The organism is Caldiplasma sukawensis (assembly GCF_052315375.1).
In the GTDB taxonomy this organism is placed as follows: domain Archaea; phylum Thermoplasmatota; class Thermoplasmata; order Thermoplasmatales; family Thermoplasmataceae; genus Cuniculiplasma.
In genome coordinates this window covers 1-13,117 of sequence record NZ_JBLSDG010000015.1, presented here as the reverse complement: position 1 = coordinate 13,117, position 13,117 = coordinate 1, and the positions used below count along the sequence as shown (strand labels likewise).

General features: G+C 38.9%; 12 protein-coding genes, 1 tRNA gene and 1 rRNA gene. 5 read left to right on the top strand and 9 right to left on the bottom strand.

The genetic code is table 11. The annotated features are described in order from the left end of the window. Positions 1 to 6 precede the first annotated feature (6 nt). Positions 7 to 297 (top strand): DUF5611 family protein, encoded by a 291-nt coding sequence (locus tag ACNF4Z_RS06950; RefSeq protein ID WP_458328513.1) that lies wholly within the window; start codon positions 7 to 9, stop codon positions 295 to 297. A gap of 1 nt (position 298) precedes the next feature. Here ACNF4Z_RS06950 and ACNF4Z_RS06945 read toward each other — a convergent pair whose 3' ends face one another. Beyond that, the gene (locus tag ACNF4Z_RS06945) at positions 299 to 580 is read right to left on the bottom strand and encodes an HU family DNA-binding protein (RefSeq protein WP_458328533.1); all 282 of its coding nucleotides are present in this window, start codon (positions 578 to 580) and stop codon (positions 299 to 301) included. 129 nt (positions 581 to 709) lie between these two features. On the opposite strand from ACNF4Z_RS06945, the gene ACNF4Z_RS06940 reads away from it, so the two are divergent. Further along, a complete protein-coding gene (locus ACNF4Z_RS06940) occupies positions 710 to 1,375 on the top strand; it encodes a hypothetical protein (RefSeq protein WP_458328512.1) in 666 nt (221 codons plus the stop codon). On the opposite strand, the gene eif2g is transcribed toward ACNF4Z_RS06940, so the two are convergent. From eif2g to ACNF4Z_RS06925, 3 genes are all read right to left on the bottom strand, one after another. Continuing rightward, complete coding sequence (eif2g, locus tag ACNF4Z_RS06935) at positions 1,364 to 2,593, bottom strand: translation initiation factor IF-2 subunit gamma (protein WP_458328511.1); 1,230 nt, start codon at positions 2,591 to 2,593, stop codon at positions 1,364 to 1,366. The two genes, ACNF4Z_RS06940 and eif2g, sit on opposite strands and share 12 nt — an antisense overlap. Further along, complete coding sequence (locus tag ACNF4Z_RS06930) at positions 2,590 to 2,985, bottom strand: 30S ribosomal protein S6e (RefSeq protein WP_458328510.1); 396 nt, start codon at positions 2,983 to 2,985, stop codon at positions 2,590 to 2,592. Before ACNF4Z_RS06930 ends, eif2g begins: the two co-directional genes overlap by 4 nt. A 111-nt stretch (positions 2,986 to 3,096) precedes the next feature. Continuing rightward, positions 3,097 to 6,005: ribosomal RNA gene (locus tag ACNF4Z_RS06925) — 23S ribosomal RNA — on the bottom strand. Between the two features lie 191 nt (positions 6,006 to 6,196). Here ACNF4Z_RS06925 and ACNF4Z_RS06920 point away from each other — a divergent pair. Continuing rightward, positions 6,197 to 6,745: an endonuclease dU gene (locus tag ACNF4Z_RS06920; RefSeq protein WP_458328509.1), complete on the top strand. Its 549-nt coding sequence runs from the start codon at positions 6,197 to 6,199 to the stop codon at positions 6,743 to 6,745. On the opposite strand, the gene ACNF4Z_RS06915 is transcribed toward ACNF4Z_RS06920, so the two are convergent. Beyond that, the gene (locus ACNF4Z_RS06915; RefSeq protein ID WP_458328508.1) at positions 6,733 to 7,083 is read right to left on the bottom strand and encodes a hypothetical protein; all 351 of its coding nucleotides are present in this window, start codon (positions 7,081 to 7,083) and stop codon (positions 6,733 to 6,735) included. The genes ACNF4Z_RS06920 and ACNF4Z_RS06915 overlap by 13 nt on opposite strands. A gap of 59 nt (positions 7,084 to 7,142) precedes the next feature. On the opposite strand from ACNF4Z_RS06915, the gene ACNF4Z_RS06910 reads away from it, so the two are divergent. Continuing rightward, complete coding sequence (locus ACNF4Z_RS06910; protein ID WP_458328507.1) at positions 7,143 to 8,408, top strand: FAD-binding domain-containing protein; 1,266 nt, start codon at positions 7,143 to 7,145, stop codon at positions 8,406 to 8,408. Here ACNF4Z_RS06910 and purM read toward each other — a convergent pair. From purM to ACNF4Z_RS06890, 4 genes are read right to left on the bottom strand one after another with little or no spacing between them, the layout of a single operon-like run. After that, complete coding sequence (gene purM, locus ACNF4Z_RS06905; protein ID WP_458328506.1) at positions 8,402 to 9,418, bottom strand: phosphoribosylformylglycinamidine cyclo-ligase; 1,017 nt, start codon at positions 9,416 to 9,418, stop codon at positions 8,402 to 8,404. The two genes, ACNF4Z_RS06910 and purM, sit on opposite strands and share 7 nt — an antisense overlap. Positions 9,419 to 9,472: 54 nt before the next feature. Continuing rightward, positions 9,473 to 10,630, bottom strand: a complete 1,158-nt coding sequence (locus ACNF4Z_RS06900; RefSeq protein WP_458328505.1) for a M20 metallopeptidase family protein — start codon at positions 10,628 to 10,630, stop codon at positions 9,473 to 9,475. Positions 10,631 to 10,659: 29 nt separating this feature from the next. Then, on the bottom strand, positions 10,660 to 11,769 hold the full coding sequence (locus ACNF4Z_RS06895) for a glycosyltransferase (protein ID WP_458328504.1): 1,110 nt from the start codon (positions 11,767 to 11,769) through the stop codon (positions 10,660 to 10,662). Next, entirely contained in the window at positions 11,766 to 12,611 is an 846-nt protein-coding gene (locus ACNF4Z_RS06890; protein ID WP_458328503.1) for an isoaspartyl peptidase/L-asparaginase, read from the bottom strand. The genes ACNF4Z_RS06895 and ACNF4Z_RS06890 overlap by 4 nt, the downstream gene beginning before the upstream one ends. 104 nt (positions 12,612 to 12,715) lie before the next feature. Here ACNF4Z_RS06890 and ACNF4Z_RS06885 point away from each other — a divergent pair. Then, a tRNA-Val gene (locus tag ACNF4Z_RS06885) sits at positions 12,716 to 12,787 on the top strand. Positions 12,788 to 13,117 lie beyond the last annotated feature (330 nt).

The following is a 13,117-nucleotide window of genomic DNA, read 5'->3' as shown; positions in this document are numbered from 1 at the left end:
GATTCAATGAGAGAATATCCGGTAAAAAAAGGGTTATCGACTAAGACGGATAGGATTAAAGAGATAGTGGAAAAATATGGAAAGAATGTGAAAGTTGATGGGAATACCATAATATTCTCAATGGATGGGTTGAAATCGGTCAAAGTTATATGCGGTGAAAAAACCCTTAACATCGAAACAGAAACAGATAACACTTATGAAAATCCAGAAAATGCAATAAAGATTTACAACAACTTCCTTTTTGAAGCAACAGGATTTGATTCTAAGGAACGAAAAAAAAGATTGTCTAAAATCTAATTTAGGATTTGTATTTTATTTTACTTGAAGGCCTGAAAACAAATTTTTCCTTTGCAGGAACCTTAATCTGTTCTCCTCTCCTGTCTTTGCTTGGGTTTCTGGCAATCCTTGCTTTCTGTGTTCTCCTCTCAAATATTCCGAAACCCGCCAGGTTTATTTTCTCCTTTTTGTCCACCTGCTCAACAACGGTATCCAGGAATTCCTTTATTATCTCCCTAGCTACCTTCTGTGTCTGGCCTGTCTTTTTGGCAACCTCTTTCGAAAGATCGCTTATTCCTACCATGTTTATCAATATGAAATAGATATTCGACTATTAAAATATTTTTATTTTGTTATAGGATGCCACTTTAATTTACAGGTTTACCAGATATAGTAATCATTTTATAAAACGAACCACTTTTATATCTTTAGAATGAAAAAGAAAATGAATCTTGAAAATCTATACTCCCTGTTATTTGATATATACGGGGATCTTAAATGGTGGCCTGCTGAAACCGAGGAAGAAGTGGTAATAGGTGCTATTCTAACCCAGAATACAACCTGGAGAAATGTTGAAAAGGCAATTGATAACTTAAAAGATAAAGGTATCTGCTCACTAAAAGGTATTCTTTTTTCCGAAAAGGATATTGTAAAAAAAGCAATCAGAAGTGCAGGGTTTTACAACCAGAAATACACATATCTTAAAAATATAAGTGATGCCATAGTCCGGGAAGGAGGAATTGAAATTCTTAAAAATTACAGTACAGATGATCTGCACAAATTTTTTTCCTCCATAAAGGGGGTTGGAAAAGAGACCGAAGATTCAATAATTCTCTATGTTTTTGAAAGGAAGGCATTTGTCGATGACAAGTATACAAGAAGGATTTTTTCCAGACTAGGAATTACCCATACTGAAGGAAAGAAACTTCCAGACCATGTTATAGAATGTGCAGAGAGGGAATTCAATGTTGAACAGTTAAAAAACTTACACGCAATGATAGTCTATTTGGGAAAGGACATATGCAAATCAAAGCCTGACTGTAACAGATGCCCTCTTAAAAATGATTGTGAAACCGGAATAAATAACTTATTGAAATGATTTTATATTTCCATAACCGATCAGATGCCATCTGTTATTTATCCTTCTACCAATTGCAATCCTTTCATCCTCAAAAGCGGCTACGGGATATTTCAATTGAAATTCAACAACACCATCCCTTGAGTTGGTGACCATGCCTATTGTATTTGCTGTCCCAACTGTCAGCATCAGAGTTTCCTTTGATTTAAGAGGTTCAACCTTCTTACTTTCCAGTGAACCAACTGTTCTTTTTAAAAGATGAGCTTCAACAACAAGCGAGAAAACTGTTGGCAATACTTTACCAGCTTTTCCAAGAACCCTCCCCGTGAGTGAATCGTTTTTTGTAAGGTAAGGATCAAGTTTTGTTCCCACAGCTGAAAGGCCACCTGGGTAAATCACATCGTAAGAACTTGTGCCTGCCATCAATGATGTGACCTCCGTTACAACGTTCTCCCATACAGTTTTACTGTTCTTTGTCAATTGCAGTCCTGGAGATATTTCTATTTCGTCCCCTACAGCAAGACTGCCACTCACAAGTGATCCTCCTATGACCCCTCCATTTATCTTTTCCGGAACTACCCCCGGTTTGTTCACATCAAATGACCTTGCAATATTCATCAGAGTGTTTGAATTTTTGTCCCTTTTGCTGCTTGGTATAAATTTCTCAATGGCCTCGAAAACCTTGTCAATGTTCCTGTTGTGATAAGCACTTACCGGGATAACAGGTGCATTCTCTGCAATTGTTCCCTTAACAAAATTTTTTATCTCCTTGTAATTCTCAATTGCCCTTTCCCTTGTGACCAGATCGATCTTATTCTGAATGATGATTATGTTCTTTATATCCATGATTTCTATTGCTGTCATATGCTCAATTGTCTGTGGTTGAGGGCATTTCTCATTTGCTGCCACCACAAGAAGTGCTCCATTCATGAGTGCTGAACCAGAAAGCATTGTGGCCATCAATGTTTCATGACCTGGGGCATCAACTATTGATATTACCCTGCTAAGTTCACAGCAATCAGAGAATGTGTTTGTATACCTTACTGTACCATTTTTGTCATAACATTTGTAAATAGGGGTATCGGCATACCCAAGTTTTATGGAAATTCCTCTCTTTATTTCCTCAGAATGAACATCAGTCTTTTTGCCAGTTAAGGCCTTTGTAAGAGTGCTTTTTCCATGATCAACATGGCCAACCATTCCAATATTGACTTCCGGCTGAGGTAGTTTCTGACTCATTTTTGCTCTTCAGACTCCTTTGGTTCCTCCAGAGGCGTTGGACCATACTGTGTTATGACGCAGTTAATCTGTGAAATATCTTCACCAAGAATGTTACCTCTGAATGTTACCCTTTTCCTCAAACCTTTTTTTCCCCTTTCCCCTGATGAATATTTTACAAGGATTCTCTTCTTTCCCTGCATTGGAAGGTCTTTTTTCATTGGAAAACCATCCACAGATGATCCACCAGTGATCTTAAGTTTGTATCCAGGAATCTCAAAAAAGATACCATCTATCTCGTCTCCTATTGATAACCTGTTTAACAATTTCATATTTTCTGGCTTAACTTCTTTTTTATAAGTTTTCCCAGTCTTCCTATCTGCAATTACAGCTACTGAAACGCCTTTTGCCATATATTCACCTGAATATCGTCCGTAATGTATATTATGATATAAACATATCAGTAAATCACACAATTAAAACAAAACACATTCAGTATGAGTGAGCCGATCTTTTTAATAGTATGGATTGTGTATTCGATCTTTTAGTAACTGTGGACTTAATATCTCGGAACACCTTGATACTTACATCCCAGCCCTATCAAGCTCCTCTTTTAGGAGGGATCTAATAACGATGTCTCTTTTCAGGGGCGGCTTCAAGCTTAGATGCTTTCAGCTTTTATCCGCGTATGGCGTGGCTACTCGACAATGCCCTGCCGGACAATCGATAAACCAGAAGCCACGAACCCCCGTTCCTCTCGTACTAAAGGCTCCTTCCCTTCAGACATCGAACACCCCCACGGAGAAGCAACCCTACTGTCTCGCGACGTAGTGAACCCATCTCAGGATCCCTTTTAATGGGCGAACAGCCCCACCCTTGGCACCTTGTTCAGCACCAGGATAGGAACAGACGACATCGAAGTAGCAAACCCTCGGGTCGATATGAACTCTTGCCGAGGACAACTCAGTTATCCCTGGGGTAACTTCTCTCTTATCACCCGCCCTCATCAAGAGGGGACAGGGTGGTTCGCTAGACCCTGCTTTCGCATCTGCGTTCCTTATTGCCCGGAACACAGTCAAGCTGACTTTTGCTCTTACACTCTACGGAGGATTTCTGACCCTCCTGAGTCAACCTTTGGGGGCCCCTGTTTGATTCTCAGGGGCGTGGCGCCCCACCCAAACTGCCCACCTATAGTTGTCCTCTATTAAAGTTAGTAACGCAGTTTTCAAAGGGAAGTGTTTCATTGTCGCCTCCGCTCAAGCCAAAACCTGAGTATCGACAGCTCCTTCCTACACTACGCATTAAAAACCGTATTACAGCTACAGGCTGCAGTAAAGCTCCACGGGGACTTCGCTTTCACGTGGGAGATACTGGATTGTGCACCAGTGCATCAATTTCACGGGGCTGAACGCGGGGACAGTGGGACTCTCGTTGAACCTTCATGCAAGCCGCCAATTAAGCGGCTAGGTATTACGCTACCTTAAGAGGGTCATAGTTACCCCCGCCGTTTATCGGCCCTTCTTTCCCTTGAACGGGACTTTCAGGTACCGACACTGGGCAGGTTTCGGCCGTTATACACATCCTTTCGAACTAGCAACGACCTGTGTTTTTGGTAAACAGTCGGGGTCCCCTTGCCACTGCGACCTGTCCTTTCCCAGAACAGGCACTCCTTCTACCGAAGATACGGAGCTATTTGGCCGAGTTCCCTCGCGTCCATTATTCCCAAACGCCTTGAGTTTTTCACTCAGGGGCACCTGTGTCGGTTCTTGGTACGATCTCAAGCTTGACCCTTATGGCTTTTCACAGGATCCAGGAATTGATAAAAGTCCCATAAGGAACCTCATGACATTTCATCAACTTTACGTCATTACAACTCTCCATTGACTTATTGTCACAAATACACAGGCAAATGTATTTTATCTATCCCGAACCTTACCACAAGGCAAAACACCTGAGGTTACGGAATATTAACCGTATTCCCATTCGGTCATTTCCTGTTAGGAATAACCTTAGGATCGACTAACCCTCGGCTGACGAACATTGCCAAGGAACCCTTAGCCCTTTCGGCGGAATTGATTCTCACAATTCTTTACTGCTACTTTTCCCAAGATCCGCGATACCATTCGGTCCATTCCTCCTCTCGAAGAAACTTCTGTCCAAATGGCACGCCCCCCTACCAGATCACCTTTCGGTGCTCGAAGGTCTCGGTAATTGACTTTAGCCCCTTCCATCTTCGAGGCATATAGCCTCGGTGAGTGAGCTGTTACGCACTCTTTAAAGGATGGCTGCTTCTAAGCCTACCTCCACACTGTCTTAGGCCATAAACCTCTTTGATTTGCACTTAGTCAATTTTAGGGACCTTAACCCTCGTCTAGGATGTTCCCTTCACGGGTACAGAGCTTATCCCTGCACCCTAGCACCCTGCTTCTACGATTTTGACAAGTTCGGAGTTCAGTAAGTCGGCGCAAGATTTCTCCTGCTAACCAACTATTTGGTCGCTCTACCTCGCCAAAAATCTCTGCAGAGGTCTACCTGCGGGTAGTATCGGGGGGAACCCGCTATTACCGGCCTAGATTAGCCTTTAACCCCTACACCCAAGTTATCCAAACGATTTGCACATCAGAACTGGTTAGGTCCTCCACCAAGTTTTCACTTAGCTTCAACCGACTCAGGCGTAGATCGACCGGATTCGGGTCTTCCTCGAATGACTAAACGCATTTATTACGCGATGCCTCCATTTCTGTGCGCATACTTGCTTTCGCTACGGCTACCACTCATAAGTGTTAACCTCGCCATTCGACGAAACTCCCTGGGCCGTTCTTCAACACGGACAATAGAACACCGCTCCCCTTTCGGTTCACCGCTTTAGTGCCCTATAAGTTTATCACTGCCTGGTTTCAGGTACTTTTCACTACCCTTCCGGGTTGCTTTTCAGTTTTCCCTCACGGTACTTGTTCGCTATCGGATTTGAGGAGTATTTAAGGTTGGATGTTGATGCCACCCACATTCCCGCGCGAATAACGACGCACGGTACTCTGGAAAAATCCCTCGTCGCCTTTTTTCTTGCCTCTACAGGGCTATCACCTTCTTTGGCCAGACTTTCCAGAATGTTCGAGTTGGAAAACTAGGCTTTGAGGATTCTCCTAACACCACACATACCCTTCTTTATCAGAAGGGAATTCGGTTTGCCTTATACCGCTTTCGATCGCCTTTACTAACGGTATCTCTATTGATTTCTTTTCCTTCAGGTACTAAGATGTTTCAATTCCCTGAGTTCCCTCTCCTTCCGGAGTGCTAATGCAGGAAGTCCCATTCGGACATTCACGGATCAAGGGCTCCTTGCGCCTCCCCGTGACATTTCGCAGCTTGGCACGTCCTTCATCGGCTCTCAAACCAAACCATCCCCCAGACAGTTTAGCAGTTACACAATCCATTTTACTTTATTACAGATCGGCGTCATAAATCCTTTCAAGGATCTCATACCCTTCCCCTATAACCTTAGTTAAAGGGTGCATTAAATGTGCGTATCACTCGTATTAATAAGTGAGATATTAATCTTTTGTTAACTGTAAAACATTTCCTTCAATAAAACATATTTAAATTATTTGTGTGGCATTAATGTTTATGAAGAAGGGGATTAGGATACTGGGCATTGATGATGGCCCTTTCTCCCGTAACAACAATCGAAATACAGTTCTCATCGGAGTCCTTTTCAGACAAAATATAATAGAAAAAGTCCTGATAGATTTAATAAAAGTGGATGGTGACGATTCTACTGATAAAATAATAACAATGATAAATGAAGCTTCCAACTGCGATGTTGTTATGCTCCAAGGTGTTACGTTTGCAGGATTTAACATAGTGGATATACATGCTGTTACAGAAAAAACAGGAAAAAAAGTATTTTCAGTTATTACAAGGAAACCTGATATTGAAAGTATGATAAACGCTCTAAAGAAACATAATATGAAGAATAAAATTGATCTTCTTAAACAAATTCCCTTAAAGGAAGTAACTGTGTTGGAGAGAACTTATTATATCAACTCAGAAAATATTAGTGATAATTTTATCAAGGAGGTTATGAATATCTGCGTAAAAAATGGTATAAGACCAGAGCCATTAAGGCTTGCTGATCTGATTGGAAAAGGATTTAAAAAAATTTATTCTCTGTAGAATGAGAATTCTAGTTCATCCCTCGCCTGGGATGTCAGCTCCTTAATTTTTGGTTCCACCTCATCCAGCTTATCCTCCTCCACTGGGATATATTTCATCCTCCCCTTGGACATATGATAGGACCCAGGGCAAAGCATACCCTCTTTGACAAGGATTGCATCAGCCTTTAATGTAAGAATCCCAGCCATCGCTCTTTCTTTACCCTGAAATGGTGAACCATAACCTGGGTTCTCATAGTATTTCTTTTCTCCTGTTTCTGTATCTATTGAAACGATTGTGTTACCATACTCCAGAGGCATTAACTCATTCTCATCATCAACTACTGCTATGACTTTCATAAAGTAATTATTCAAATCTCTTTTATTAACTTTATTAATTTATTAATGGATGTCCTCTGGTGAAATTTCTCTACATAATGATGCACGATATAAGGGCGAATAACAATCCAGTCTTTAAATTCTCTAATGAAAATGGGTACAAAGTTGCACCCGTTGTTTTGATAGATTCTAAAATGGAAAATGGAGGAGGGGCCCTTCGAACCTGGATGAAAAAGTCATTGTTACTTTTAAGAAAAGATTTGAAGACTGATGCCATACCATTTCTTCAATTTAATGGTGAGACACTTCATTGGATTATGAGAAAAGTGAAAGAAAATGACTTTGATGGTGTCTTGATTCAGCACATCCCTTATAAAAAAATTGAATTTATGATCCAACAACTAAAAATGGAACTCTCTGAACTTGGTAAAAAATTAATAGATTTTCCCCCCAACAATATAATGGATATGAACGAATTTGAAAACAAAAAGATAAATTTTGGATCCTTCAACAGCTTTTTTCAATCAATTGAAAATAAGGTTTTTTCTGAAGATTTTTCAGGTGAGTTACCAGAAATTATTCCCCTTGATTATTTGTATAATTTAGACTTTTCTGATTGGGAAAGGAAAATTCTTAAAAAATGGAGCGAACAAAGCAATAAATATGAAGATTTGACAAATTTTATAATAAAAAATTCAACAGGTTATCGTAAAAATTTTGATTTCAGCAGACTTTCTCCATATATACGTGGGGGTAATATCAACATAAGAAAATTGTGGAACGACCTGGTAGAAAATGACAGGAAAGGTTCCTACGAATTCAGAAGACAACTAGCTTGGAGGGATTTTTATTATGCATCTTATTTTAGAAGACCACAAAGTGCTGTTGAACCAATAGATGAGAGATTTAAAAACTTTAAATGGGAGACAAACAGTTCTTACTTTGACAGATGGAGAGCTGGAGAAACTGGATTTCCAATAATAGATGCTGCAATGCATCAATTATGGGAGGAGGGCTGGATGGATAATAAGAAGAGAATGCTTGTGTCCGACTTCCTTGTCAAAATATACAGAATAAACTGGAAAATGGGAGCGGAATGGTTTATGGACACACTTGTAGATGCAGATGATGCCTCCAATTATGGTTCTTGGCAATGGATTTCAGGAACAGGTGATTTTTCCTGGAAATTTTATCGCATCTTCAACCCAGTGAAACACTCAACAGATCCATCCAACCTAGAATATATTAAAAAATGGAAAGCGTCAATTGAAGTTGATCAAAAAAATATAGAATTTTATACTGATAGAAGAGGTCAGTCTCTGAGATTATACAATGGGATTCAGTAGTACTCTTTTAATGTTACATCATATTTATCAATGAATATTCCAGATCCGTTTTCCACATGACCTATCTCCTGTAGTTTTGTTCTTGTTCTCAAAGTGGCAACCAGATCAGATTTGCTTTCCTCGTCTATCACTATAACAAAACCGGTTCCCATGTTAAATGTTGTGTACATCTCTTCATATGTTAGTGACCCCAACTCACGAAGCTTTTCAAAAACATTCTGGGGTGTAACCGGCTTATCTATTACATACTTCATGTCCTTCATTCTTACAATGTTTTTAAACCCACCCCCCGTAATATTTGCCATTCCCTTTATGTTCACGATTCCTATTATATCCAAAATTTCTCTAACATATATGCGTGTGGGTTCAAGAAGGACACTGGATACACTTTTGTTATCTCCCGGAAATTTGTCCTCGTAAGAAATATTGTTATCCTTTATTATCCTTCTAACAGTGGTGAACCCGTTTGAATGAAGTCCACTGCTCTGAAGACTGAATATAAGATCTCCTTCCTTTATGTTTTCGCCAGTTATCATCTGATTTTTATGAACAATACCAATCACTGTGCCTGAAACGTCAACATGATTTGTCAAATCTGGAACAAGTGCTGTTTCACCTCCAATTATTGATATGTTTGACATCTGGGCACCCACATTGAAACTTACCCCAAGTGATTTGGCAAGTGCTGGATCCGGATCTTTTAGATTAATGTAATCAACCATTGCTATGGGTTCAGCTCCAACGGTTATTGTATCGTTAACGTTCATTGCAACACAATCAATACCAATCCCTTCCCATTTTCCGGTTTCCTCTGCAATAATTGTTTTTGTTCCAACACCATCAGTGTTCATTGCAATGGCTACATTCCCCATGTCTATGAGGGATGTGAAACTTCCCGGTATACCCAGAACTTTAAAATCTTCCCTCCTGTATCTTATCTGTCTTAGAAATGAATTCACAAACTCCCCTATTTTTGCCCTGTTGATGAGTTTGTTATTATCGCTGACCATTTATCCATATTGCTTTAAATAATAAAAATATATCAGATTATTATTCAATACAATTTATTTATTCAGGAGTGAGATTACATTTGCCTCCATCAGTTTAGTGCCCTTAATCAATACCGATTCGTCTATTGAAAACGTTGGAGAATGATTTGCTCCGGTATACTTATCACCAACTTTCCTCACTCCCAGAAAATAGTATGCACCTGGCACTTTTTCAGTATAATAGGCAAAATCCTCGCCCCCCATGTCGGGTTGTGGAAATATGACTGATTCATTACCCATCAATTTTTTCGCATTTTCTTCAATAATCCCAGATACCAGTTCGCTATTCTTCAGTACGGGATATCCATATTCATAGCTGAAAGAGAAATCCACATTGAACCATTTTGCGATGCTTTCTGCAAGGTTCTGTAGAGAATTTTTAATTCTTTCCTGAGTTTCTTTGGAAAACGTTCTTACGGTACCATCCAGTAAAGTACTTGATGAGAGTATGTTGTACCTATCACCAGAATTAAATTTTCCAACAGTTATAACTGCAGATTCATATGGTGAGACAAATCTTGAAATTATATTCTGAAGCTGAACAACATATGTGCTGCCTGCTATTAGAGTGTCAGAACCCTTGTGTGGATATGCCCCATGACCACCCTGACTTTTAAAATTAATTATGAATCTATCGGCGTTTGCCATGCATATGTTTTTAAAAACTGCCACCTTTCCGGCTTCATAATTTGCCATTACATGCTGACCAATCACGTAATCAACAGATTTCAAGCCCCCTTCCCTGATTATTGAGATTGCTCCTCCTGGTGGCTGTTCCTCTGCCCTCTGAAATATCAACCTTACAGTACCATTAAAATTCCTATTTTCTGATGTAAAAATTTTTGCTAATCCAAGAAGCATGGACATATGTGCATCATGTCCACAGGCATGCATTATGCCTTCGTTTTTTGAAGAAAATTCTGTATCGTTCTCCTCAGTAACCGGCAATCCATCCATATCTGCTCTAACAGCTACAGTCTTTCCGGGACTGCTACCCTTAATATCACATATCAAGCCACCATCTTTTATCTCATTGTATGAAAGTCCCATTTTTTCCAGTTCTTCCTTTATCCTTCCTAAAGTTCTTTCCTCTTTAAAACTCAGCTCCGGATACTGGTGAAACTCACGGCGCATTGATATTATGTATTTTTCAAGATCAGATGAACTTTCCATGATTTGATAACAGCTGACTTCTATAAAAATCAATGTCTTCTTTTTATTGCCTCTTGGTATGTTTTTTCTAAGGTTTCAATAATTTTATCCCCACTGAATTTCAATATACTTTCCCTGCAACCCTTTATCTCAGATGGACTTTTTTCCATTGCCATAACTTCTTTGCATTTATTAATAATTTCATCTGCCGTATCATACATGTAAACATATGGATTGTCTTCAAGCTCCACTCCTACTCCCTGCTTTCTGTAGGTGATCACTGGAGTGCCACATAACAGGGACTCAAACGGAATCAGTCCAAGTGCCTCATAATTAAATAGAAAAAGAGTTGCCCTCGCTTCTGAATACATTTTAATTAAATTTTCCTGTTCCAGATATCCGAGGTTTTCAAACCCCTCGATTTTGTAAGAGCCAAAAACCTTTACTTTTATTTTTTCACTTTTTAATCTTGTTAGTATTTCCTTTGCCATGATATCCTTTTCAATGCTGGCAGTTGGAACGAGAATGAATTTTTCAGTATTGTTTTTAGACATAGGCACAAATCTATTTTCATTTATATAGATGAGTGTGGATGCAACTGGAATTTCATAGAAATACTGAAAAAGTATTTTTGTCCATTTCGAATTTGAGAATATTAGATCGTGGGCACTGAACCTTGAATACTCAATGAATTTAATAAAAGGATAAAAAACAGGAGCAATAAAGTGAATTACCCCACTAAGAGATGATTTTTTTTGCATTGATAAAAATCCATTTTCATGAAGTTCCATAACAAGGACACTGTTAATCATTTTTTTGTTTTTTGTGAAAAATGGAATTGAATGACACTCATTTGATATATTGACTGCCAGATCATACCCATTCCTATCCAATATATTTGCCAATTTTCTGGATATTTTGTTTGATAATTGATACCTTACCGCAAAACCAAGTCCCTCTTTTATTTTTTCTTTATCCTTCTTTATGTAAACAAGGTTTGCCTTTTTTATGATTTTTGATACTTCTGGAAGGATGCCCTCCCATACATGATAACATAAAATATCCACTGAATGCCTTGACGAAAGTACCTCTGCAATTTCCAAAGCCATTCTATTTCCTGAAATTTTTTCAATAACAGGTATAATAATTGCGATTTTCATAATCTAAAATAATGTTCTCCAACGGGCATGCTTCCGTTTGAATGATAAGCCACTTCATCCTTTGATACTGCAATTAATCCCGCAAGATCTTCTTTGAAAAATTGTATTTCCTCTTCCAGAACGTCCTTCAATTTTCCCTTTCCAATTCTTTCATGTACCCTGAAACAAAGTAATCTTTTAGCTATGGATTCTCCGTGCCCAGTTGCTACCACTGCCCCTTTTTCACCACAATATATCCCTGCCCCATTAATAGGAACGTCCCCAATTCTTCCCCTCATCATTGGGGAGGCACCTCCTGTGGATACGGCAGCAGCAAAACTTCCATTAATTCTAGCAACTGCACCTACTGTGTCATGCCCCATACTCACAATTCCGTTTTCAATCAGATTTTTCAATTTTAACATTTCATCACTTAAATCTCCATTCATTGCATTTAAAAGTTCTTCTCTTCTCTTTCTTGCTCTATCAGTCACAGGATCATAATATTCAAATCCAAGCTTTCTAGCAAATGATGTTGCACCGTCCCCTACAAGAAGAATATGGGGTGTTATTTCCATAACTTTTCGTGCCACCTTAATAGGATTCTTCACGTACTCTATTGCGCCAACCGCACCAAACTTTCCTGAATAGCTAATTGCTGCATCCATCTGTATTGATCCATCTACTCTCATTACAGAGCCTGTACCAGCATTAAATCTTGGATCATCTTCAAGAAAAGAAACAGCACTTTCTACAGAATCAATAGGTGATTTGGAAACGGAATTTTTGCAAAAATCTTCCATGCTGATGCTTTCTGAATTTTTCCTTCCTACACCACCATGGACAACTATGACATTTTCCATAAAAGGGTATATTTGAGTTTGCTTATAAATTTACACAATTATCAATATGACAGGTAAAGAACATATCAAAAAACTAATTATCTGTGACATAATTACGGTTTAAGGGGCTCGTAGTCTAGTGGTATGATGTCTCCCTGACACGGAGGAGGTCACCGGTTCGAATCCGGTCGGGCCCATTCTATATAGGGTTTGGTTTTTTAAAATAATTAGAGAAATAAAGGTTTTTTAAACCATAATTTGGTATATGTATTCCCATTTTTTAACCCCTCTATTTACATTAACATACAGAGATTTGCAATATAATGATATTTGAATAATAATTTTCACCTTCTTTTGCCTAATCTTTGATTAAAATCTGCGAGAACAAGATAGTATCCCAAATCTTGTGTAAGAACAAATGAAATAACTCCATCAACAATGGATAAATTTCATGAAACATAAAAGGATGCCTCCTAAGAACAACCCAAGGAGGCAATGAATAATGGAAGAGTTTGATAAAAAGATAT